A 22,600-nucleotide genomic window follows, 5' to 3' on the forward strand; every position below is an offset into this window, starting at 1 on the left:
GGCACGCCGCGCCCGGCGGAACACGATTCCGTCGCGGCCGGTGCGCCGCCGCGCAGCGTACGCATGGCGGCATTTCAAGATTCTTGCGGAGCCCCCCATGCTTTCCAGACGCTACCTCGCAATGTGGTGCGCCGTGCTGCTGCTCGTTGCCGTGGCCGCACTCGCGTCGATTCACGTGCTTTCCTGGCTGTGGATCATCATCCCCGTCGCCCTCGTCGCCCTCGGCCTGTATGACCTGAACCAGGACCGTCACGCGATCCTGCGCAATTACCCGCTCTGGGGTCATTTCCGCTTCCTGTTCGAGTTCATCCGCCCCGAGATCCGCCAGTATTTCGTCGAGGACGACACCGACGAGAAGCCGTTCTCCCGCGCGCAGCGCAGCCTCGTCTATCAGCGCGCGAAGAACGTCGCCGACAATCGCCCGTACGGCACCGAGCTGAACGTGAAGGCCGTCGCGCACGAATGGATCAGCCACTCGCTCGCGCCGACGAAGCTGCCGAACCATGACTTCCGCATCCGGGTCGGCGCGAACCGCGCCCAGCCGTACGACATCTCGATCTTCAACATCTCGGCGATGAGCTTCGGCTCGCTGTCCGCGAACGCGATCCGCTCGCTGAACCTCGGCGCGAAGAAAGGCGGATTCGCGCACGACACCGGCGAAGGCTCGCTGTCGAAGTACCACCGCGAGCACGGCGGCGACATCATCTGGGAAATCGCATCCGGCTACTTCGGCTGCCGCAACGACGACGGAACGTTCAACCCGGACAAGTTCGCGAAGCAGGCCGCCGATCCGCAGGTGAAGATGATCGAGATCAAGCTGTCGCAAGGCGCGAAGCCGGGCCACGGCGGCGTGCTGCCGGCCGCGAAGATCACGCCCGAAATCGCCGAGACGCGCGGCGTGCCGATGGGCAAGGACTGCATCTCGCCCGCGACGCACTCGGAATTCTCGACGCCGCGCGGTCTGCTCGAATTCGTCGAGCGGCTGCGCACGCTGTCGGGCGGCAAGCCGACCGGCTTCAAGCTGTGCATCGGCCATCCGTGGGAATTCTTCGGGATCGCGAAGGCGATGATCGAGACGGGCATCGTGCCGGACTTCATCGTCGTCGACGGCGCGGAAGGCGGCACCGGCGCCGCGCCGCTCGAATTTACCGACCATGTCGGCGTGCCGCTGCAGGAAGGGCTGCTGCTGGTGCACAACACGCTCGTCGGGATCGGCGTGCGCGACCGCGTGAAGATCGGCGCAAGCGGCAAGATCATCACCGCGTTCGACATCGCGCGCACGCTCGCGATCGGCGCGGACTGGGTGAATTCGGCGCGTGGCTTCATGTTCGCGGTCGGCTGCATCCAGGCGCAGCACTGCCACACCGACCGCTGCCCGACCGGCGTCGCCACGCAGGACCCGGTGCGCCAGCGCGCCATCGTCGTGCCCGACAAGGCCGAGCGCGTGTACAACTTCCATCGCAATACGCTGCATGCACTGCAGGAACTCGTGCAGGCGGCCGGCCTGGGCCATCCGTCCGAGCTGCGCGCGCATCACATCGTGCAGCGCGTCGCGCCGCACGAGGTGCGGCTGATGTCGCAGTTGCTGAAATACCTGAAGCCCGGCGCGCTACTCGACGGCCAGACCTGCGGCTATACGCTGTACGACAAGTGGTGGCCGATCGCGCGCAGCGATTCGTTCGTGCTCGGCGAAACCGTTTACACGTCGATCGAGTAACGCGCGATCGCCCGCCGCCGGAGGCGGCTCGCCAAAACGAAAGCGCCCCGCGGGGCGCTTTCGTTTGTCTGTCCGATTCGCCGCCGGCGGCCGGTCAGCCTTGCGGCAGCGTGTCGACGAACGTCTGCCGCTGCGACAGCTTCACGAAATGCTTGTCGAGGTTCGGATGGCGATCGCGCCAGTCGAGTTCGGGCATCCGGAAGTCGAGGTAGCCGAGCGCGCAGCCGAGTGCGATGTCGGCGAGCGTGTAATGATTACCGACGCACCACGTCTTGCCGCCGAGACCCTGCGACATCGCGACGAGCGCGTCGTCGATCTTGCGCTGTTGGCGCGCGATCCAGCTCGCGCTGCGCTGCGCTTCGTCACGCAGGGTGTGTTCGAGACGAATCGCCACGGCCGCGTCGAGCACGCCGTCACCCAGCGCTTCCCAGCAACGCACTTCGACACGCTCACGCCCCGACGGCGGAATCAGCTTGCCGACCGGCGACAGCGTATCGACGTATTCGCAGATCACGCGGGAATCGAACACCGCGGCACCATCCTCCATCACGAGACACGGGACCTTGCCGAGCGGATTCGATGCATGAATGTCCGTCTCCGGCGCCCACACGTTCTCGAGCTCCAGCTTGTAGTCGATCTTCTTTTCAGCAAGCACGATTCGCGCCTTTCGGACGTACGGGCTGCTGAGCGAACCGATTAATTTCATCATCTGCCTTTTTAAGGGAACCGCCGAGAGTATACGTTGTCGCCGATCATAACCGGCCGGTGTGGCCGGGCAGAAAATCGCCCGTCCGGCCTGTGGATGGTTTGCAACAACCGTCGCCGAGCCCCGTCCGGCGCGGCTTGCCGCCGCGCCTCTCACACGCCGCGTCCGGCGGCGCTACAATCGCACGATGAATGCGCCCCTCGATACCGCCATCGCCGTCGACGTCTACCGCCAGCGCCGTGAACGCGTGCTTGCCGCACTGCGCGCAGCGGGCGGCGGCGTCGCCATCGTTCCCACCGCGCCGGAAATGCTGCGCAACCGCGATACGGCCTTCCCGTACCGACATGACAGCTACTTTTACTACCTGACGGGCTTCACCGAGCCGGATGCCATGCTCGTGCTGAACGCGGCCGGGTCGCACGGCGCGCCGGAATCGGTCCTGTTCTGCCGCGCGAAGAATGCCGATCGCGAGATCTGGGAAGGTTTCCATTACGGGCCCGAGGCCGCGCGCGATGCATTCGGCTTCGACGCGGCCTACGCGGTCGACGTGATCGACACCGAAATGCCCCGCCTGCTCGCCGATGCGGGCACCGTGCACTACCGGTTCGGTGCCTCGGCCGAGTTCGACCGCCAGCTCGCCGGCTGGATCGATGCGGTGCGCGCGCAAGCGCGCACGGGTGTCGCCGCGCCGGACGCGCTGCTCGACCTCACGCCGCTCGTCGACGACATGCGGCTCGTGAAGGACGAACACGAGCTCGCGATCATGATGCGTGCCGCGCACATCTCCGCGCTCGCGCACCGTCGCGCGATGCAGGTGTGCCGCCCGGGGATCCGCGAATACGAACTCGAGGCCGAGCTGCTGTACACGTTCCGCAAGCATGGCGCGCAGGCGCCCGCGTACGGCTCGATCGTCGCGGCCGGCGCGAACGCATGCGTGCTGCACTACCCGGCCGGCAACGCGACCGCGCGGGACGGCGATCTGATCCTGATCGATGCCGCGTGCGAACTCGACGGCTACGCGTCGGACATCACGCGCACGTTTCCGGCCAACGGGCGCTTCTCGCCCGCGCAGCGCACGCTGTACGACATCGTGCTCGGCGCGCAGCAGGCTGCGATCGATGCGACGCGCGCGGGCGTACCGTTCGAGGCGCCGCACGACGCGGCCGTGCGCGTGCTGGCGCAAGGGCTGCTCGACACGGGCATCATCCCGAAGACGCGCTTCTCGAACGTCGACGACGTGATCGCCGAGCGCGCATACGCACGCTTCTACATGCACCGCACTGGCCACTGGATCGGCATGGACGTGCACGATTGCGGCGACTACCGCGAGCGGCTCGCCGCGCGCGACGCCAACGGCGCGTTGCCGTGGCGCACGCTGAAACCCGGCATGACGCTTACCGTCGAGCCGGGCCTGTACGTGCGGGCAGCCGACGACGTACCGTCCGAATACTGGAACATCGGCATCCGCATCGAGGACGACGCGATCGTGCGCGAGCACGGTTGCGAGCTGATCACACGCGACGTGCCGGTGGCGGCTGCCGAGATCGAGGCGCTGATGCGCGCGGGCGCGGCGCACGGCGCGTGAGCGTGCCGCAGGTTGCCATCGCCCCGCTGTCGAGTCACCGTTGACCCGCCGTTGACCCGCCGTTGACCCGCTGTTGACCGTTACCCCGTTTCACGAACACTGATGACGACCGCTTCCTCCCCGGCCACGCCGGACTACGATCTCGCCATCGTCGGCGCGGGCCCCGTCGGGCTCGCGCTCGCCGGCTGGCTCGGCCGACGCAGCGCGACGCAGCACGCGTCGATCGCGCTGATCGACGCTCGCGAGCCGGCAGCGAGCGCGAACGACCCGCGCGCGATCGCCGTATCGCACGGCAGCCGCGTGCTGCTCGACACGCTCGGATGGCCGGGCGACGCGACGCCGATCGAACACATCCACGTGTCGCAGCGCGGCCATTTCGGCCGCACGCTGATCGACCGAGACGAGCACGACCTCGCCGCGCTCGGCTATGTCGTGCGCTACGGCTCGATCGTGCAGGCGCTCGCGCAGGCCGTGCGCGGCACGCGCGTCGACTGGCTCACGTCGACCACCGCACGCACGCCGCGACAGGACGCCGACGGCGTCACGCTGACACTCGACGGCCCGCAAGGCGAGCGCACGCTGCGCGCGCGCATCGTCGTCAACGCCGAGGGCGGGCTGTTCCACGAACAGCAGGCCGATACCGGCAAGCATCGCCGCGACTACGGTCAGACCGCGATCGTCGGCACGGTCACGGTCTCGGCACCGCGCCCGAACGTCGCATGGGAACGCTTCACGCACGAAGGCCCGCTCGCGCTGCTGCCGCTCGGCGGCCCGCGCCAGGCCGAGTATTCACTCGTGTGGTGCTGCACGCCCGACGAAGCGGCCCGCCGCGCCGCCCTTCCCGACGACGCGTTCCTGCGCGAACTCGGCGCTGCCTTCGGCGAGCGGATGGGGCAGTTCGTCGCGATCGCGGGGCGCGCATCGTTCCCGCTCGGGCTGAACGCGGCACAAACGCTCGTCAACGGGCGCATCGCGATCGTCGGCAACGCCGCGCAAACGCTGCATCCTGTCGCCGGCCAGGGGCTCAACCTCGGGCTGCGCGACGCGCATACGCTCGTCGACGCGCTGTCCACGCAAGGCTTCGAAGCGACCGCGCTCGCAACCTTCAACGCGCGGCGTGCGCTCGACCGGCGCTTCACGATCGGCGCGACCGACACGCTCGCGCGGCTGTTCACGGTCGACAGCGGCCCCATTCCGCTGTTGCGCGGCGCGGCCCTCACCGCGCTCGAATTCGTACCGCCGCTCAAGAAGGCGATCGCGCGCCAGATGATGTTCGGCCAGCGCAACTGACGCGCGGCGGCGCGGCACGCGTTGCGCGCCATCAGCGCCGTGCAAACCGGGTCAAATCGGCCGGGCATGGGAATACGGTAAAATGCGCGTTTTCCCTCCGCCCTTTTTTGCCCGCGACGCCTGGCGCTCGCGGGCGGTGCCATTGCGATGCCCGTTATCGGCCCTCACGTATTGCGTAACAACCTGTTCGTCGCCCCGATGGCCGGGGTGACGGATCGCCCGTTCCGCCAGCTGTGCAAGCGGCTGGGGGCCGGATACGCCGTGTCCGAGATGGTCGCGTCCAATGCGCAGCTGTGGAAGAGCGCGAAGACGATGCGGCGGGCGAACCACGAAGGCGAAGTCGAGCCGATCGCGGTGCAGATCGCCGGCGCCGATCCGGCGATGATGGCCGAAGCCGCCCGCTACAACGTCGACAACGGCGCGCAGATCATCGACATCAACATGGGCTGCCCGGCGAAGAAGGTCTGCAACGTCGCGGCCGGCTCCGCGCTGCTGCAGAACGAACCGCTCGTGCAGCGGATCGTCGAGGCCGTCGTCGCGGCGGTCGGCACGGGGCCGGATGCGGTGCCCGTCACGCTGAAGATCCGCACCGGCTGGGATCGCGAGCACAAGAACGCGATCACGGTCGCGCGCCTCGCCGAGGCGGCCGGCATCTCGATGCTGACCGTGCACGGCCGCACGCGCGCCGACCTCTACCGCGGCGACGCGGAGTACGACACCATCGCGGCCGTGAAGGCCGCCGTGCGCATCCCGGTCGTCGCGAACGGCGACATCACGTCGCCGGCGAAAGCGAAGGCCGTGCTCGACGCAACCGGCGCCGACGCACTGATGATCGGTCGTGCCGCGCAAGGCCGGCCATGGCTGTTCCGTGAAATCGATCATTTCCTGCAAACCGGCGAGTTGCTGCCCCCGCCGCGGATCGACGAGATCCAGCACGTGATGAACGAACACCTGGAAGACCACTACGCGTTCTATGGTGAATTCACGGGCGTCCGTACTGCGCGCAAGCACATCGGCTGGTACACTCGCGGCCTTTCCGGTGCCAACGGGTTCCGGCACAGGATGAACACGCTCGATTCCACCCGCGAGCAGCTCGCCGCCGTCAATGCATTCTTCGAGGCGCAAAAAGCGCTGTCGGACCACCTCGTCTACGTCGATGACGAAGAGGAAAACGGCCAGGGCGAGTCGGACGACCATAACCAGTTAGCAGCATGAGCAAGCACAACATCGAACAATGTGTCCGCGAGAGCCTGGACGTGTATTTCCGGGATCTAGACGGCTCCAATCCGCACGACGTCTATGAAATGGTGATGTCCTGCGTCGAAAAGCCGATGCTCGAGGTCGTGCTCGTACAGGCAGGCGGCAACCAGTCGCTCGCCGCGGAGTACCTCGGCATCAATCGCAATACGCTGCGCAAGAAGCTGCAGCAGCACGGCCTGCTGTAGGCGGCCGTCCCGTCCCCGTTTCCCTGGCTATTGGTGGTTCCATCATGATCAAGCAAGCGCTCATTTCCGTTTCCGACAAGACCGGCATCGTCGACTTCGCGAAGTCGCTGTCCGACCTCGGCGTCAAGCTGCTGTCGACCGGCGGCACCGCGAAACTGCTCGCCGACGCGGGCCTGCCCGTTACCGAAGTGGCTGATTACACGGGCTTCCCGGAAATGCTCGATGGGCGCGTGAAAACGCTCCACCCGAAGGTGCACGGCGGCATCCTGGCCCGCCGCGACCTGCCCGAGCACATGCAGGCGCTGGAACAGCACGGCATCCCGACGATCGACCTGCTCGTCGTGAACCTGTACCCGTTCGTCGCGACCATCGCGAAGGACGACTGCACGCTCGCCGACGCGATCGAGAACATCGACATCGGCGGCCCGACGATGCTGCGCTCCGCCGCGAAGAACCACCGCGACGTGACGGTCGTCGTCGATCCGGCCGATTACTCGGTCGTGCTCGACGAAATGAAGGCGAACGGCAACGCGGTCGGCTACGCGACCAACTTCCGCCTCGCGACGAAGGTGTTCGCGCACACCGCGCAATACGACGGCGCGATCACGAACTACCTGACGAGCCTGACCGACGAGCTGAAGCACGCATCGCGCAGCGCGTACCCGGCAACACTGAACATGGCGTTCAACAAGGTCCAGGACCTGCGCTACGGCGAGAACCCGCACCAGAGCGCGGCGTTCTACCGCGATCTCGCGACGCCGGCCGGCGCGCTCGCGAACTACCGCCAGCTGCAGGGCAAGGAACTCTCGTACAACAACATCGCGGATTCGGACGCTGCGTGGGAATGCGTGAAGACGTTCGACGCACCGGCCTGCGTGATCATCAAGCATGCGAACCCGTGCGGCGTCGCAGTTGGCAACGATTCGGCCGACGCATACGCGAAGGCATTCCAGACCGACCCGACCTCGGCCTTCGGCGGCATCATCGCGTTCAACCGCGAAGTCGACGAAGCGGCTGCCCAGGCTGTTGCGAAGCAGTTCGTCGAAGTGCTGATCGCACCGTCGTTCTCCGACGCCGCGAAGCAGGTGTTCGCCGCGAAGCAGAACGTGCGCCTGCTCGAAATCGCGCTCGGCGACGGTCATAACGCGTTCGACCTGAAACGCGTGGGCGGCGGCCTGCTCGTGCAGTCGCTCGATTCGAAGAACGTGCAGCCGAGCGAGCTGCGCGTCGTCACGAAGCGTCAACCGACCGCGAAGGAAATGGACGACCTGCTGTTCGCATGGCGCGTCGCGAAGTACGTGAAGTCGAACGCGATCGTGTTCTGCGGCAACGGCATGACGCTCGGCGTCGGCGCCGGCCAGATGAGCCGCGTCGATTCCGCGCGCATCGCGAGCATCAAGGCACAGAACGCGGGCCTTACGCTGGCCGGCTCGGCCGTCGCGTCGGATGCGTTCTTCCCGTTCCGCGACGGTCTCGACGTCGTCGTGGCGGCAGGCGCGACCTGCGTGATCCAGCCGGGCGGCTCGATGCGCGACGACGAAGTGATCGCGGCGGCCGACGAGCACGGCATTGCGATGATCCTGACGGGCGTGCGTCACTTCCGTCACTGATCGCATGCGGCCCGCGCGGCCGCTGCATGCAAACCCGGCGGCATCATACCCGCCGGGTTTTTTATTGCGCGGCGCCGACGTACACGACCGTGCGGCCGGCACCGCACACCATTCGTTGTAGTATCGCTGCATCAGGTTTTTCTCCTCACTCATGCGAATTCTCGGCATCGACCCTGGCCTGCGTGTGACCGGCTTCGGCATCATCGACGTCAGCGGCCACCGGCTCGCCTATGTCGCAAGCGGCGTGATCCGCACGCCAACGGCCGACCTGGCCACCCGACTCGGCACGATCTTCCAGGGCGTATCGACGCTCGTGCGCGAGCACACGCCCGACCAGGCCGCGATCGAACAGGTGTTCGTCAACGTGAACCCGCAGTCGACACTGCTGCTCGGCCAGGCACGCGGCGCCGCAATCTGCGGGCTCGTCGCCGGCGGCTTGCCGGTGGCCGAATACACCGCGCTGCAACTGAAGCAGGCCGTCGTCGGTTACGGCCGCGCGACCAAGTCGCAGATGCAGGAGATGGTCACGCGGCTGCTCAACCTCACGGGCCAGCCCGGCAGCGACGCGGCCGATGCGCTTGGGATGGCGATCTGCCATGCACACAGCGGTAATACGCTCGGCACGATCAGCGGCCTCGCGCCAGCGCTCGCGAAAAAGGGACTGCGGGTGCGGCGCGGACGGCTCGTCGGCTGACGCAACGACACGCACATCCAAGGCGCAATGCACGCGTTGCGCCTGCAACCGCTCTACCCGCCTGATCGCCTGATCGCCACCCCAACCTGACGGCCAACCCATCGGCATCGCGCCGCACCTGCGCTACACTCGCGCTTTCTTCCTCGCTTCCCGCCATCCATGATCGGTCGCATCGCCGGCATCCTGCTCGAAAAGAACCCGCCCCACCTGCTCGTCGACTGCAACGGCGTCGGCTACGAGATCGACGTGCCGATGAGCACCTTCTACAACCTGCCGCAGACGGGCGAGCGCGTCGTGCTGCTCACGCAGCAGATCGTGCGCGAGGACGCGCACCTGCTGTACGGCTTCCTGACGCCGCAGGAGCGCACGACCTTCCGCGAACTGCTGAAGATCACCGGTATCGGCGCACGCATGGCGCTAGCCGTGCTGTCCGGCATGAGCGTGCAAGAGCTCGCGCAGGCAGTGACGATGCAGGACGCCGCACGTCTCACGCGCCTGCCCGGCATCGGCAAGAAGACCGCCGAGCGCCTGCTGCTCGAGCTAAAGGGCAAGCTCGGCGCGGACCTCGGTGCGCTCGCCGGTGCCGCATCCCAGTCCGATCACGCGACCGACATCCTCAACGCGCTGCTCGCGCTCGGCTACTCGGAAAAGGAAGGCCTCGCCGCGATCAAGAACGTGCCGGCCGGCACCGGCGTGTCCGAGGGCATCAAGCTCGCGCTCAAGGCATTGTCGAAGGCGTAACACCCGCCCGAACCGGCTGTCGCAGCCAGTGTCGCGCCGCCGTGCGGCGCGCGCCAGTCGGCCGTTCGGCCAGTTCGACCGCGTGACCGCGCGCGGTACAATGGCCGCATGATTGAAACCGACAAACTCGCCGCCGAGCGGATCATCGCCGCCACGCCCGCCTCGTCGCACGAGGAGGTGTTCGAACGCGCGCTGCGGCCGCGCCAGCTCGACGACTACGTCGGCCAGGAAAAGGTGCGCGGCCAGCTCGAGATCTTCATCGAGGCCGCGAAGCGCCGCTCCGAGCCGCTCGATCACGTGCTGCTGTTCGGGCCGCCAGGCCTCGGCAAGACCACCCTCGCGCACATCATCGCGCGCGAGATGGGCGTGAACCTGCGCCAGACGTCGGGCCCCGTGCTCGAGCGCGCGGGCGATCTCGCCGCGCTGCTGACCAACCTCGAAGCGAACGACGTCCTGTTCATCGACGAAATCCACCGGCTGTCGCCGGTCGTCGAGGAAATCCTGTATCCGGCACTCGAGGATTACCAGATCGACATCATGATCGGCGAAGGACCGGCCGCACGCAGCGTGAAGCTCGATCTGCAGCCGTTCACGCTGGTCGGCGCAACCACCCGCGCGGGAATGCTGACCAACCCGCTGCGCGATCGCTTCGGGATCGTTGCGCGCCTCGAGTTCTACAATGCCGAGCAACTGTCGCGCATCGTGCGGCGCTCGGCGTCGCTGCTGAACGCGCAGATCGATCCGAACGGCGCGCTGGAAATCGCGAAGCGCTCGCGCGGCACGCCGCGGATCGCGAACCGGCTGCTGCGCCGCGTGCGCGACTATGCGGAAGTGAAGGCCGACGGCCAGATCACCGCGGCCGTGGCCGACGCCGCGCTCGCGATGCTCGACGTCGATCCGGTCGGCTTCGACCTGATGGACCGCAAGCTGCTCGAGGCGATCCTGCACAAGTTCGACGGCGGCCCGGTCGGTATCGACAACCTCGCGGCGGCGATCGGCGAGGAGCGCGACACGATCGAGGACGTGCTCGAACCGTACCTGATCCAGCAGGGCTTCCTGCAGCGCACGCCGCGCGGGCGCGTCGCGACGCTGCTCACGTACCGCCACTTCGGGCTCTCCGCGCCCGATGCCGGCAAGACCGAACGCGGGATGTGGGATACCGCCGACGGGAAGTAACCCGCCGCCCGCACCGCGCCTGCCATGACCACGCCGCCCAGCCCGCACCCCGCCACGCCCACGCCGGGCCCGCGTTGGGTCGAACCGATCCGCAAGCGGCTCGTGGCGGGCATCACGCACCTGACGACAGGTGGCGGCGGTCCGTCGATCGATCTGTCGTCGCCTCCCGGAGACCCGGGGCTGTTCGGCCCTGACGCCATCTGCTGGCGCGTGCATGCCGATTTCACGTCGATGATGACGGGCGGCATTGCCGCGCTGCTGCTGCAGGCGCTCCATCCGCTCGCGCTGGCGGGCGTCTGGGATCACTCGTCGTTTCGCACCGACATCCTCGGCCGCTTGCGGCGCACCGCCACGTTCATCACGGGCACGACGTTCGGCAGCCGCGCGGACGCACTCGCGCTGATCGAGCGCGTAAAAACGATCCACGCGCGCGTATCGGGCACCGCGCCCGACGGCAGGCCGTACCGAGCCGACGATCCGGCGTTGCTGACCTGGGTGCATGTCGCGGAAGTATCGAGCTTCCTCGCCGCACATTTGCGCTATGTGAATCCGTCGCTGTCGGGCGAACAGCAGGACGGCTACTACGCTGAGACGGCGTTGATCGCCGAGTTGCTCGGCGCCCGGGATGTTCCCCGTTCGCGTGCGGAAGTCGCGGCCTATTTCGCGCGCCTGCAGCCCGAACTCGAAGCGGGGCCACGCACCTTCGACGTCATGCACATCCTGCTGAATGTGCCGGTCTCTACGCCCGCGCTGCGGCCGGCTGCGTCACTGATCATGCATGCGGGCATAGACCTGCTGCCGAACTGGGCGCAGCGCATGCTCGGCGTGTCGACGTTCGCGCCGCTGCGACGCGCGGTGGTCCGGCCCGGTATCAGGGCGGTCGCCCCCGTGCTGCGCTGGGCGCTCGTCAACGGCGCGTCGAAACGCGCACGCCGCCGCGCAACCGCGACACCGCCAGACGGTACTCCGCACGCCTGACGATCCTTTTCTTCGGATTATTTCAATTTGCCGGCAAATTCCCGTGATCGCCGCGCCGATGCGATCCATGGCGGGAAGAAGCACACGAAAGGGGAATTCGACAAGCTGCGCCAGCCGATCACGGCCGACAAGCCCGGCAGGACCGCGTACACGCTCGACTACAGAACGCGCCAAGCACCGCCGCACCAAGCCTGACGTGGAAGGCGGCCCCCGGCCGGTCACACCGGCGTGGCCGGCATGACTGCATCAAAGTACCTTGCGATACCCGTCGTCGTCGCTTGCGGTATCCAGGTGCGACACGTCGGCCCATTGCACGACTTGCGCACGGCCATCGACGTAATCGACGACGTTGATGCTGGTGTTGAGCAACTGATAGCTGCGCGGCGCCGACAGGTCGAGACCGTTTGCAAAGCGATACACGCAATCAAGCACGCCGCCGTGCGCGACGCATGCGATGCGCCCGCCCTGATGCGCGGCGACGATCGGCTCGAGCGCATGCAGCACGCGATGATAGAACGCGCGCTGCGACTCGCCGCCGTCTGGCGCGAAACCCGGGTCGCGCGTCTGCCACGCGGCGTAGGCATCCGGAAACAGCGTCTCGATCTCGGTGCTGTCATGCCCCTGGAACACGCCGTACGCGCGTTCGCGCAACCCTTCGTGCAACCGCAGCGGCAGCCCAAGCGCATCGGCAAAGGGTTGCGCGGTCTGCTGCGCGCGCATCAGGTCGCTCGAATAGATCGCGTCGATCCGCTGCCCTTCATGCGCTTCCCGCGCGAGCCGGACGGCCAGCCGCTGCGCCTGCGCAAGCCCCGTGTCGGCGAGCGGGATATCGATATGGCCCTGAATGCGCTTGATGCGGTTCCAGGCCGTCTCGCCATGGCGAATGAAGAGAATCTGCGTGGTGGTCATCGCGGCGCGTCTCGGGGAAGGAATCAGGGCCGCACTTGCAGCCAGAACGTCACGGGACCGTCGTTGACGAGCGACACCTGCATGTCGGCGCCGAATTCGCCCGTCTCGACGACCGGATGACGCTCGCGCGCGGCCGCGACGAAATAGTCGAACAGGCGCGCGCCTTCGTCGGGCGGCGCGGCCGGCGTGAAGCTCGGACGCAGCCCGCTATTGGTATCGGCGGCGAGCGTGAACTGCGACACGAGCAGCAGGCCGCCGGCGCCGCCCGCGCCATCGATGTTCGACACCGGCAGGTTCATCTTGCCGGCCGCATCGCTGAATACGCGATAGCCGAGCAGCTTCGCGAGCAGCTTGTCAGCGGCGGCCTCGGTGTCGCCGCGCTCCGCGCAGACGAGCGCGAGCAGCCCTGCGCCGATCTCGCCCGTCGTGCGGTCGCCGACGCGCACGTCGGCGCGCTTCACGCGCTGGATCAGCGCGATCATGCTGTCAGCGTGACGCGCGCGAAGCGGCGCTTGCCGACCTGGACGACGAACTCGCCGGCCTCGACCTTCAGGCCCTTGTCGGACACCGTCGCACCGTCGATCTTCACGCCGCCTTGCTCGATGTTGCGCAGCGCTTCGCTCGTCGACGGCACGAGGCCCGCCTGCTTCAGCAGCTGACCGATCGCGAGCGGCGCGCCCGCGAGCGTGACCGACGGGATGTCGTCCGGCACACCGCCCTTCGCGCGGTGATTGAAATCTTCGAGCGCACGCTCGGCGTCGGCCTGCGAGTGGAAGCGCGCGACGATTTCCTGCGCGAGCAGCACCTTGAAGTCGCGCGGATTGCGGCCGCCTTCGGCGTCGCGCTTGAAACCGGCGATTTCGTCGAGGCTGCGGAACGACAGCAGTTCGAAGTAACGCCACATCAGCGTGTCCGAGATGCTCATCAGCTTGCCGAACATGTCGGTCGGCTTCTCGCTGATGCCGACGTAGTTGCCCTTCGACTTCGACATTTTCTCGACACCGTCGAGGCCTTCGAGCAGCGGCATCGTCAGGATGCACTGCTGTTCCTGGCCGTACTGCTTCTGCAGTTCGCGGCCGACGAGCAGGTTGAACTTCTGGTCGGTGCCGCCGAGTTCGAGGTCGGCGTTCAGCGCGACCGAGTCGTAACCCTGCATCAGCGGGTACAGGAATTCGTGGATCGAGATCGGCACGCCGCTCTGGAAGCGCTTCGTGAAATCCTCGCGCTCGAGGATCCGCGCGACCGTGTAGCGCGACGCGAGCTTGATCATCCCGTCCGCGCCGAGCGGCATCGACCATTCGCTGTTGTAGCGAATTTCGGTCTTTTCGCGGTCGAGCACGAGCGCGGCCTGTTCGAAGTAGGTCTTCGCGTTCGACTCGATCTGTTCGCGCGTGAGCGGCGGACGCGTCGCATTGCGGCCCGACGGGTCGCCGATCAGCGACGTGAAATCACCGATCAGGAAGATCACGGTGTGGCCGAGATCCTGCAGCTGACGCATCTTGTTCAGCACGACCGTATGGCCGATGTGGATGTCGGGCGCCGTCGGATCAAGGCCGAGCTTGATGCGCAGCGGCGTGCCGGTAGCCGCGCTGCGCGCGAGCTTCTGCGCGAACTCTTCCTCGATCAGCAGTTCGTCGACGCCGCGCTTCGTGACGGCGAGCGCATGGCGGACTTCGTCGGTAATCGGGAAAACAGGCTTGGAACTGGGTTCGGTGCTCATCGGTGCCAGGAAGAATGTCGCAAAGACAGGGATTTTCCCATAACTTGCGCGTGCATCGCTTAACGATGCGTCAGGTTGCGCGGATAATCGGGCGCAAGGCGCGTGGCACAGGCCCGCGTCGCTCGATCCAGGAGAATCCAACGTGCCGCAACGACATCCGCAACCCGCCCATCCGGCAGACGGCATCTACTTCGGACTGATGTCGGGGACCAGCATGGACGGCGTCGACGGCGTCGCCGTGCGTTTCGAGACCGGCCGCGCGCCGGTCGTGCTCGCGGAAGCGTTCGTCGGCTTCGCGCAATCGCTGCGCGACGCGCTGTTCGCGCTGCAGGAGCCCGGCGACAACGAGATCGACCGCGAATCGGTCGCGGCGAACGCGCTCGTCGCGCGCTACGCGGTGTGCTGTCACGAGTTGCAGCGCACCGCCGGCCTGTCGCGCGACGAGATCCGCGCGATCGGCGTGCATGGCCAGACGGTCCGGCACCGTCCCGAGCGCGGCTACACGCGCCAGCTCAACAATCCGGCGCTGCTCGCGGAGCTTGCCCATATCGACGTGATCGCCGATTTCCGGAGCCGCGACGTCGCGGCCGGCGGCCACGGCGCGCCGCTCGCGCCTGCGTTCCATGCGACGATGTTCGGCGCGCCGGGCGAGACGCGGGTCGTCTGCAACCTCGGCGGCATCAGCAACATCACGATCCTGCCCGGTGATGGCGGCGACGTGCGCGGCTTCGACTGCGGGCCCGCGAACGCGCTGCTCGACGCATGGGCGACGCGCCACCTCGGCAAGCCGTACGACGACGGCGGCAAGTTCGCCGCGCGCGGCACCGTGCACGCGCCGCTGCTCGACGCGCTGCTCGACGAGCCTTACTTCGCCGCGCTGCCGCCGAAAAGCACCGGCCGCGACCTGTTCAACCCCGCGTGGCTCGACGCGAAGCTCGCCGCGTTCGCGCAGGTTGCGCCGGAACACGTGCAGGCGACGCTGACGGCGCTCACCGCCGTCTCGGTCGCCCGCGAAGTCGCGCAGCATGCGACGGATTGCAGGGCCGTGTTCGTCTGCGGCGGCGGCGCCCGCAATCCGGTGCTGCTCGCCGCGCTCGCGGATGCACTGCGCGAGGCTGGCGTGCCGGCAACGGTGGATACGACAGCTGCGCTCGGCGTGCCGCCGCAACAGGTCGAAGCACTTGCGTTCGCGTGGCTCGCGTATCGCTTCACCGCGCGCCAGCCCGGCAACCTCGCGAGCGTGACGGGTGCCGCGGACGCGCGCGTACTAGGCGCGCTTTATCCGCGCTGATGGAAGGCCCGGGATGCGACGACCCGCAGGCCGCTCGGTTCGGCGGTTCGCACCGCGCATGGGCACAAAAAAACGGGGCATGATGCCCCGTTTTTTATTCCGGCGAACCGGACAGGTTCCGTCGTGCGCTCAGACCGAGAACGACGAGCCGCACCCGCAGGTGGTCGTTGCGTTCGGGTTCTTGATCACGAACTGGGCGCCGTTGAGGTCGTCCTTGTAGTCGATCTCGGCGCCGACCAAGTACTGGTAGCTCATTGAGTCGATCAGGAGCTGGACGCCGTTCTTGTTCATCACGGTGTCGTCCTCGTTGACTTCCTCGTCGAACGTGAAGCCATACTGGAAGCCCGAGCAGCCGCCGCCCTGCACGAATACGCGCAGCTTCAGGTCGGGATTGCCCTCTTCGTCGATCAGTTGCTTGACCTTGTCGGCCGCGGCGTCGGTGAAGACGAACGGTACCGGCATTTCGGCGGTCGTTGCTGCGGATTCGGTAACAGCGTTCATGCGAACTCTCCAAAAAGCTTTAGCCGCTATTGTAGGGCCGATCAGAAGATCGTGCTGATGTCCATGAAATCAATAGGTTCTTGTTGATTTCCGTAAAGGAAACCGCCCGCGGGGGGCCGCCGCGCGGGCATAAAAAAACCGCCAGCGCGAAAACTGGCGGTTTTTCCGGCGGACGCCGCCCGGAAGCGGCGCGGCCATGAAGCGGAATTAACGCTTCGAGAACTGCTTTGCGCGGCGTGCCTTGCGCAGACCAACCTTCTTACGCTCGACTTCACGTGCATCGCGCGTGACGAAGCCTGCGTTCGACAGCGACGGTTTCAGCGTCGCATCGTAGTCGATCAGCGCGCGGGTGATGCCGTGGCGCACTGCGCCTGCCTGACCCGTTTCGCCGCCGCCGTTCACGTTCACCTTGATGTCGAACGTCTGGCCGTGGTTCGTGAGTTCCAGCGGTTGACGCACGATCATCAGCGACGTTTCGCGCGAGAAGTAGTCAGCGATGGGCTTGCCGTTGACGATGATGTCGCCCTTGCCAGCCTTGATGAAGACACGTGCGACTGCGCTCTTGCGGCGGCCCGTACCGTAGTTCCAGTTACCGATCATGTGGGCTCCCCTTAGATCTCGAGCGCTTTCGGCTGTTGAGCCGAGTGCGGATGCGTCGCTTCAGCGTAGACCTTCAGCTTCTTGATCATCGCGTAGCCGAGCGGGCCCTTCGGCAGCATGCCCTTGACCGCCTTCTCGAGCGCACGGCCCGGGAAGCGTTCTTGCATCTTGCCGAACGTCGTTTCATAGATACCGCCCGGGTAGCCCGAGTGACGGTAGTACTTCTTGTCCAGAGTCTTGTTGCCCGTGACCTTCAATTTGCTTGCGTTGATGATGATGATGAAATCACCAGTGTCGACGTGCGGGGTGAACTCAGGCTTGTGCTTGCCGCGCAGACGGCGTGCCACTTCGCTGGCAACACGGCCGAGAACCTTATCCGTCGCGTCAATCACGTACCATTCACGCGTCACCTCATGGGCTTTTGCGGAAAACGTCTTCATGATCGATCCAAAAAAAATGCTTTGCCCGATGTGTTCTTCCTGCTTGTCTGTGTGCGCTTCGAGGCGCGGTGCAGGCTCTCCCTGTTCTTTTTCCGTGGGCATGAATGCGGAAAAGCCCTGAATTATAAAGGAAATGCGGCAGCGCGGTCAAAAAGAATCCGCGTCCCGTGCCGGCGGCGCCCGAAATGGGCCAAAATCCGGTCGTGCCCCGATATACCAGGCGAACCGAGCGCCCGGGGAGGCACCCATCGACGCGCGGTACCTGACCTTGCCGCGCCAGACCGGCCGACAACGGAAAAACAACAAACAAGCATGATGAAACAACGACTTACGCCCCTTCTCGCGGCCGCGCTGCTGGCCGCCGCCGCGCCCGCCGTCGCCGCGCCCGCCGTCGCCGCCAGGGCCGGCTGCGAGGCCAAGCTCGACGCACTCGACGCCCGTATCGCCGACGCTCGCGGCGCCCATGCCGAAGATCGCATCGCCCGCCTGCGCGCGGTACGCGAACGCGTACGCCACTTCTGCGCGCGCGGTCATGGACACGCATCGGCCGCGCAGGTCCCGCCGCCTGCCGCCGGTTCGACCGACACGCCAACCGGCGCGGCATCGCAGGCAGTCGCACGGCGGCCCGCGTAACGGCGTCAACGACAGGCATCGGAGCGCGCAAACTGCGCGCCGATGCTTGCACGGAACGAAAAAAAGCCCGAACGGCTGGTTCGGGCTTAATCCACCTTAGGAGGAGGGTGGAGGAGACATGCGGAGGTTGCCGCAGCGCGACAACCAATGGGGCTCATTATACGAACGCACCGCCGACATCACAAGAAAATTTGCATTACGAAATCTCACACCATGATGCGAAATATGAAGAATTTCACGGCATAGCGGATTTTCCCTTTTAAAATCAATAGATTGTGAAAAATAACGCAACCAGAAATCCGGCACATCTAGAGTAATACCCCTAAAGCCAGCCGGGAAATCGGCGTTCGGCGCCCCGCCAGGCGCCGCGTGCGGCGGCGCGACGTTGCGCGTCGTGCAGCGCATCAGCCGACTATTGCACCGCGGGCTACAATGCGTGATCGAATCCGAATCAGGCAACGCTGGAGTGCAAGCATGGAATGCAAAGTAAGCTGGATGGGTCAGGACGGCATGGCGTTTTCCGCCCAGACCGGAAGCGGGCACCTCGTCGCGATGGACGGCGCACCGGAAGGTGGCGGCCATAATCTCGCGCCGCGCCCGATGGAAATGGTGCTGGTCGGCACCGGCGGCTGCACCGCGTACGACGTCGTGCTGATCCTGAAGAAGAGCCGCCAGGAAGTCACCGGCTGCTCGGTCACGCTGAAGGCCGAGCGCGCGAGCGAAGATCCGAAGGTGTTCACGAAGGTCCACTTCCACTTCACCGTCACGGGCCGCAACCTGAACCCGGCGACGGTCGAGCGCGCGATCAACCTGTCACACGACAAGTACTGCTCCGCGTCGATCATGATCGCGAAGACGGCCGAGCTCACGCATTCGTTCGACATCGTCGCGGCCTGAACGCCCGGCAGCCACGCATGAAAAAAAGGGCCGGCGCTCCTGACGGAGCGCCGGCCCTTTCGCATTCGAGCGGCAAAGCAGGCCGATAAGCCGGATTCTGTGCACGCTGTACGCCGAAGCGCACGGCGCGTGGCAGCCATTCCTCTAGACGCGCCATTGCTGACGCGCTCAAGCTTCCTACCCGCAGACGAGACGGGGGCCCCGTCCTGCATCCGAAAATGCGCGCCTGCCTACTTGGAATTGCTCCGGGTGGAGGTTACCGTGCCGGCGGACGTCGCCGTCGCCGCGGTGCGCTCTTACCGCACCGTTTCACCCTTACCTGATCCCGGCTTGCGCCGGGCCATCGGCGGTTTGCTTTCTGTTGCCCTGTTCCGCGTGTCGCCACGGATGGCCGTTAGCCATCACCCTGCCCTGTGGAGTCCGGACTTTCCTCGCCCTCGCCTGCCCGAAGGCGGCGAGGCCGCGACTGCCTGGCCTGCTTTGCGACGCGCATTCTAGCACTGCGCGCCGCCGCCGGCAGCGTGCGAACGGCGGCCGCTGCGGAAAACCGCCGGGTCGTCGTAGAACGCGGGCGCGGCATTCGCGTGACACCAGCCCGGCACGCCGAGCACCGGGAGCGGCGCGAAGTCACGGCTCGTCAGGTCACGGGTCGCGAATTCACCGGCGATCCGCTCATCGACATGCGCGGCACGCTGCGCGTCGGGCCACGAGAAATAGTCGTCGCTCACTTCGACGATCCACGTGTGCGCGGTGCAGGACTTGTACGGCGTGACGAGCTTCTCGAGCAGCGCATGGCCGACGAGCCGCGCCTCGCAGCGCGTGCCCCACGCGTCGCGCGCCGCCACCAGCAGCAGTTGCCAGTTGAAGCCGCGCAGCGCGTCGGCGAGCGCACGGTCGGACGTCACGAACAGCGCGGCGTTCTCGTCGAACAGCGTGAGCGCATCGCGCAGCGTGCCGCGCACGGGGCCGACGCCGCCCGCGGCGTCGATCGCCGCGGCCTGGCGTGCGTTCAGCGCGGCCTTGGTGCGCGGATACGCGAACCAGACGAGCGCATTGAAGAAGTCGTGAAGATTGTGACGGGTCGGGACGCCGCCCGTGTCGGCGATATGCGTTTCGTATGCGATGCCTGGCGGCAGCTCCGCCTGCGGCACGAAGCGCAGCGGCCGGCCGCGGCCGCTCGCCCGCGTACCGCCGTGCAGCGCACCGTTCAGCGCATCGAGCAGCGCGGTCTCGCCCGTGAGCGCAGCCGCCTGCAGCGCACGACCGGGCGCCGCGTAAGGCGCGAGCCACGGCGCTGACCAGTCGATCTGCGCGAATACCGCCGCCCCGCCGCCGACCGTCAGGCCGGCCCCGCGCGGCGGCGTGCCGGTCACGCGAACTTCCAGCCGATCGTTTCGCCGGCGCGCAGCGGCACGACCGGCGTATCGCCCGCGAAGACCTCGCGCGGTAGTTCCCAGGTCTCACGACGCAGCGTGATCGTCTCGGTGCTGTGCGGCAGCCCGTAGAAATCGGCGCCGAAGCGGCTCGCGAAATTCTCCAGCTTGTCGAGCGCGCCGGCCTGGTCGAACGCTTCCGCATACAGCTCGAGCGCGTGCAGTGCCGTGTAGCAGCCCGCGCACCCGCACGCGGTTTCCTTCGCGTCGCGCGCGTGCGGCGCGCTGTCGGTGCCGAGGAAGAAGCGCGGGTTGCCCGACGTCGCGGCTTCGACGAGCGCGACGCGGTGCGTTTCGCGCTTCAGCACCGGCAGGCAGTAGTAATGCGGGCGAATCCCGCCGACGAACAGCGCGTTGCGGCTGTACAGCATGTGCTGCGGCGTGATCGTCGCGCCGAGCAGACCCGGCGCAGCGTCGGCGTCGCGCACGTAGTCGGCCGCGTCCTTCGTCGTGATGTGCTCGAACACGACCTTCAGGCCGGGGAAATCGCGCCGCAGCGGCGTCATCACGCGGTCGATGAACACCTTCTCGCGATCGAACATGTCGATCGCCGGATCGGTCACCTCGCCGTGCACGAGCAGCGGCATGCCGGTTTCCTGCATGACCTCGAGCGTCTTCGCGCACTTCGCGAGATCGCTGACGCCATGGTCGGAGTTCGTCGTCGCGCCGGCCGGATACAGCTTCACGCCATGCACGAAGCCGCTGTCGCGCGCGCGGTTGATTTCGTCGGGCGCCGTGTTGTCGGTCAGGTACAGCGTCATCAGCGGCTCGAACGCCATGCCCGCCGGCAGCGCGGCCAGGATCCGCTCGCGATACGCCTGCGCGTGCGCGGTGGTCGTGACGGGCGGCTTCAGGTTCGGCATGACGATCGCGCGGGCGAACTGGCGCGCCGTGTGCGGCAGCACCGCGGCCAGCATGTCGCCGTCGCGCAGGTGCAGGTGCAGGTCGTCGGGACGGGCGAGCGTGAGCGTCGCCGGAGAGGAAGCGTTCGAGGCAGTCATAGGAGGCGTTGTAGGAACGGGCTGGCGATCCGCGGGGCCGGAACGCGCGTGCGCGGGCCGACTGACGGCAAACCGCAACACGAGGCCTTCGGCTGGCGGAATCCGCTTTTTACCGCTCAAGGCTCGGTGATATGCTAGAAGCCACATTGTACCGGGGTTCACCCGGTTGGTTACCCAGCTTCCGCCCCCGCCCCAAGTAAAATGTGCCAACTCCTAGGAATGAACTGCGCCGCGCCGACGGACGTCACATTCTCCTTCACAGGTTTCGCGGCCCGGGGCGGCCTCACCGATCACCATGCCGACGGCTGGGGGATCGCGTTCTTCGAGGACAAGGCGTGTCGCCTGTTCATCGACCAGCAGGCGTCGGCCACGTCGCCGATCGCCGAAATGGTGAAGCGCTACCCGATCAAGTCCAAGAACACGATCGCGCATATCCGCAAGGCCACACAGGGTCACATCCTGCTCGAGAACAGCCACCCGTTCATGCGCGAGCTGTGGGGGCGGCACTGGATCTTCGCGCATAACGGCGATCTGCAGGACTACGAACCCGATCTCGACGGCAGCGTCTACCATCCGGTCGGCACGACCGACAGCGAGAAGGCGTTCTGCGTGCTGATGCAGGGGCTGCGCGAAGCGTTCCCCGGCGCGCAGCCGCCGTTGCCGGAACTGTTCGAGCGCGTCGGCGAGCTGACGCGCGGCATCACCGATCACGGCGTGTTCAACTTCCTGATGTCGAACGGCCAGGCGCTCTTCGCGCACTGCTCGACGCGGCTGCACTACCTCGTGCGGCGCTGGCCGTTCTCGACCGCGCATCTGGTCGACGAAGACCTGTCAATCGACTTTGCGAAATACACGACGCCCGAGGATCGCGTCGCGGTGATCGCCACGCAGCCGCTGACCGACAACGAAATCTGGACCTCGTTCGAACCGGGCGAGCTGATCATGTTCCAGTGCGGCGACGTCACCGCGCGGATGCAGATTCCGGTGCCCGAGCGCGTGCTCGAGAAGCTGCGCAACCCGGCGCTCGACGCATCGGCGTCCGCCCCGTGCGGCGGTGTGCAGCGCGAGGCGCTGGCGGCCGGCACCGCGGACGACGCCGACGACCCGATCGACTACTGAGCGCGCCGCGCCGTCGGGCGCCCGCCCTTCCCGCCTTCCGCTTGTGCGCGCGCGTCACGACCCGGCGATCACCGGCAGTGAAAATCTCCGCCCGGCGACGTTTCGCGTTTCATT

General features: G+C 66.8%; 23 protein-coding genes, 1 other RNA gene and 1 pseudogene. 15 read left to right on the top strand and 10 right to left on the bottom strand.

Annotated features, from left to right (window positions below; all coding sequences use genetic code 11):
* Nucleotides 1-97: 97 nt before the first annotated feature.
* Nucleotides 98-1,717 carry an FMN-binding glutamate synthase family protein gene (locus BTE28158_RS15740; RefSeq protein WP_124624871.1) on the top strand — a complete coding sequence of 540 codons (1,620 nt, stop codon included), beginning with the start codon at nucleotides 98-100 and terminating at the stop codon, nucleotides 1,715-1,717.
* Nucleotides 1,718-1,811: 94 nt separating this feature from the next.
* On the opposite strand, the gene BTE28158_RS15745 is transcribed toward BTE28158_RS15740, so the two are convergent.
* The gene (locus tag BTE28158_RS15745) at nucleotides 1,812-2,423 is read right to left on the bottom strand and encodes a glutathione S-transferase family protein (RefSeq protein ID WP_059608346.1); all 612 of its coding nucleotides are present in this window, start codon (nucleotides 2,421-2,423) and stop codon (nucleotides 1,812-1,814) included.
* A 187-nt stretch (nucleotides 2,424-2,610) separates the two neighbouring features.
* Here BTE28158_RS15745 and BTE28158_RS15750 point away from each other — a divergent pair, with 187 nt between their 5' ends.
* The 10 genes and pseudogenes from BTE28158_RS15750 to BTE28158_RS15795 all read left to right on the top strand — a co-directional run.
* On the top strand, nucleotides 2,611-4,008 hold the full coding sequence (locus BTE28158_RS15750) for an aminopeptidase P N-terminal domain-containing protein (protein ID WP_151050014.1): 1,398 nt from the start codon (nucleotides 2,611-2,613) through the stop codon (nucleotides 4,006-4,008).
* A 102-nt stretch (nucleotides 4,009-4,110) separates the two neighbouring features.
* The gene (locus tag BTE28158_RS15755) at nucleotides 4,111-5,298 is read left to right on the top strand and encodes a UbiH/UbiF/VisC/COQ6 family ubiquinone biosynthesis hydroxylase (protein WP_124902696.1); all 1,188 of its coding nucleotides are present in this window, start codon (nucleotides 4,111-4,113) and stop codon (nucleotides 5,296-5,298) included.
* Between the two features lie 147 nt (nucleotides 5,299-5,445).
* The gene (dusB, locus tag BTE28158_RS15760; RefSeq protein WP_006497523.1) at nucleotides 5,446-6,513 is read left to right on the top strand and encodes a tRNA dihydrouridine synthase DusB; all 1,068 of its coding nucleotides are present in this window, start codon (nucleotides 5,446-5,448) and stop codon (nucleotides 6,511-6,513) included.
* Nucleotides 6,510-6,743: a Fis family transcriptional regulator gene (locus tag BTE28158_RS15765; RefSeq protein ID WP_006476892.1), complete on the top strand. Its 234-nt coding sequence runs from the start codon at nucleotides 6,510-6,512 to the stop codon at nucleotides 6,741-6,743. The genes dusB and BTE28158_RS15765 overlap by 4 nt, the downstream gene beginning before the upstream one ends.
* Before the next feature lie 44 nt (nucleotides 6,744-6,787).
* Nucleotides 6,788-8,353 carry a bifunctional phosphoribosylaminoimidazolecarboxamide formyltransferase/IMP cyclohydrolase gene (gene purH, locus BTE28158_RS15770; RefSeq protein ID WP_059608257.1) on the top strand — a complete coding sequence of 522 codons (1,566 nt, stop codon included), beginning with the start codon at nucleotides 6,788-6,790 and terminating at the stop codon, nucleotides 8,351-8,353.
* A gap of 151 nt (nucleotides 8,354-8,504) precedes the next feature.
* Nucleotides 8,505-9,047 (top strand): crossover junction endodeoxyribonuclease RuvC, encoded by a 543-nt coding sequence (gene ruvC, locus BTE28158_RS15775; protein ID WP_151050012.1) that lies wholly within the window; start codon nucleotides 8,505-8,507, stop codon nucleotides 9,045-9,047.
* 159 nt (nucleotides 9,048-9,206) lie between these two features.
* Nucleotides 9,207-9,788, top strand: coding sequence for a Holliday junction branch migration protein RuvA (ruvA, locus tag BTE28158_RS15780; RefSeq protein WP_059451998.1), 582 nt, complete (start codon nucleotides 9,207-9,209; stop codon nucleotides 9,786-9,788).
* 108 nt (nucleotides 9,789-9,896) lie between these two features.
* Nucleotides 9,897-10,964, top strand: coding sequence for a Holliday junction branch migration DNA helicase RuvB (gene ruvB / locus BTE28158_RS15785; RefSeq protein ID WP_059608256.1), 1,068 nt, complete (start codon nucleotides 9,897-9,899; stop codon nucleotides 10,962-10,964).
* 24 nt (nucleotides 10,965-10,988) lie between these two features.
* Nucleotides 10,989-11,942 (top strand): oxygenase MpaB family protein, encoded by a 954-nt coding sequence (locus BTE28158_RS15790; RefSeq protein ID WP_151050010.1) that lies wholly within the window; start codon nucleotides 10,989-10,991, stop codon nucleotides 11,940-11,942.
* A gap of 51 nt (nucleotides 11,943-11,993) precedes the next feature.
* Nucleotides 11,994-12,137: pseudogene (locus tag BTE28158_RS15795) on the top strand (ParB/Srx family N-terminal domain-containing protein); the annotation flags it as partial.
* A 51-nt stretch (nucleotides 12,138-12,188) separates the two neighbouring features.
* On the opposite strand, the gene BTE28158_RS15800 reads toward BTE28158_RS15795, so the two are convergent.
* From BTE28158_RS15800 to tyrS, 3 genes are read right to left on the bottom strand one after another with little or no spacing between them, the layout of a single operon-like run.
* Nucleotides 12,189-12,851, bottom strand: a complete 663-nt coding sequence (locus BTE28158_RS15800) for a histidine phosphatase family protein (RefSeq protein ID WP_151050008.1) — start codon at nucleotides 12,849-12,851, stop codon at nucleotides 12,189-12,191.
* A gap of 23 nt (nucleotides 12,852-12,874) precedes the next feature.
* Entirely contained in the window at nucleotides 12,875-13,333 is a 459-nt protein-coding gene (dtd, locus tag BTE28158_RS15805; protein WP_006751891.1) for a D-aminoacyl-tRNA deacylase, read from the bottom strand.
* A complete protein-coding gene (gene tyrS, locus BTE28158_RS15810; RefSeq protein ID WP_059608253.1) occupies nucleotides 13,330-14,571 on the bottom strand; it encodes a tyrosine--tRNA ligase in 1,242 nt (413 codons plus the stop codon). The genes dtd and tyrS overlap by 4 nt, the downstream gene beginning before the upstream one ends.
* Nucleotides 14,572-14,713: 142 nt before the next feature.
* On the opposite strand from tyrS, the gene BTE28158_RS15815 reads away from it, so the two are divergent.
* A complete protein-coding gene (locus tag BTE28158_RS15815; RefSeq protein WP_151050006.1) occupies nucleotides 14,714-15,862 on the top strand; it encodes an anhydro-N-acetylmuramic acid kinase in 1,149 nt (382 codons plus the stop codon).
* Nucleotides 15,863-15,991: 129 nt separating this feature from the next.
* Here the strand turns inward: BTE28158_RS15815 and erpA are convergent, their stop codons facing one another.
* The 3 genes from erpA to rplM form a co-directional block, all read right to left on the bottom strand.
* Nucleotides 15,992-16,363, bottom strand: a complete 372-nt coding sequence (gene erpA / locus BTE28158_RS15820; protein ID WP_006751888.1) for an iron-sulfur cluster insertion protein ErpA — start codon at nucleotides 16,361-16,363, stop codon at nucleotides 15,992-15,994.
* Nucleotides 16,364-16,570: 207 nt separating this feature from the next.
* On the bottom strand, nucleotides 16,571-16,963 hold the full coding sequence (gene rpsI / locus BTE28158_RS15825) for a 30S ribosomal protein S9 (protein ID WP_011883283.1): 393 nt from the start codon (nucleotides 16,961-16,963) through the stop codon (nucleotides 16,571-16,573).
* Between the two features lie 11 nt (nucleotides 16,964-16,974).
* The gene (gene rplM / locus BTE28158_RS15830; RefSeq protein ID WP_009687896.1) at nucleotides 16,975-17,403 is read right to left on the bottom strand and encodes a 50S ribosomal protein L13; all 429 of its coding nucleotides are present in this window, start codon (nucleotides 17,401-17,403) and stop codon (nucleotides 16,975-16,977) included.
* Between the two features lie 312 nt (nucleotides 17,404-17,715).
* Between rplM and BTE28158_RS32510 the strand changes: the two genes are divergently transcribed.
* Both BTE28158_RS32510 and BTE28158_RS15840 read left to right on the top strand, forming a co-directional pair.
* The gene (locus BTE28158_RS32510) at nucleotides 17,716-18,036 is read left to right on the top strand and encodes a DUF1090 family protein (protein ID WP_151051927.1); all 321 of its coding nucleotides are present in this window, start codon (nucleotides 17,716-17,718) and stop codon (nucleotides 18,034-18,036) included.
* A 432-nt stretch (nucleotides 18,037-18,468) separates the two neighbouring features.
* Entirely contained in the window at nucleotides 18,469-18,933 is a 465-nt protein-coding gene (locus BTE28158_RS15840; protein WP_081060216.1) for an OsmC family protein, read from the top strand.
* Between the two features lie 70 nt (nucleotides 18,934-19,003).
* On the opposite strand, the gene rnpB is transcribed toward BTE28158_RS15840, so the two are convergent.
* From rnpB to pyrC, 3 genes are all read right to left on the bottom strand, one after another.
* An RNA gene (gene rnpB / locus BTE28158_RS15845) (RNase P RNA component class A) lies at nucleotides 19,004-19,415 on the bottom strand.
* A gap of 12 nt (nucleotides 19,416-19,427) precedes the next feature.
* A complete protein-coding gene (locus BTE28158_RS15850; protein ID WP_151051921.1) occupies nucleotides 19,428-20,306 on the bottom strand; it encodes a DUF3025 domain-containing protein in 879 nt (292 codons plus the stop codon).
* Complete coding sequence (gene pyrC, locus BTE28158_RS15855) at nucleotides 20,303-21,367, bottom strand: dihydroorotase (RefSeq protein WP_151051923.1); 1,065 nt, start codon at nucleotides 21,365-21,367, stop codon at nucleotides 20,303-20,305. The genes BTE28158_RS15850 and pyrC overlap by 4 nt, the downstream gene beginning before the upstream one ends.
* Before the next feature lie 201 nt (nucleotides 21,368-21,568).
* On the opposite strand from pyrC, the gene BTE28158_RS15860 reads away from it, so the two are divergent.
* Nucleotides 21,569-22,486, top strand: a complete 918-nt coding sequence (locus BTE28158_RS15860; protein ID WP_151051925.1) for a class II glutamine amidotransferase — start codon at nucleotides 21,569-21,571, stop codon at nucleotides 22,484-22,486.
* Nucleotides 22,487-22,600 lie beyond the last annotated feature (114 nt).

Origin of the sequence: Burkholderia diffusa (genome assembly GCF_902499115.1) — a bacterium.
Lineage (GTDB): Bacteria > Pseudomonadota > Gammaproteobacteria > Burkholderiales > Burkholderiaceae > Burkholderia > Burkholderia diffusa.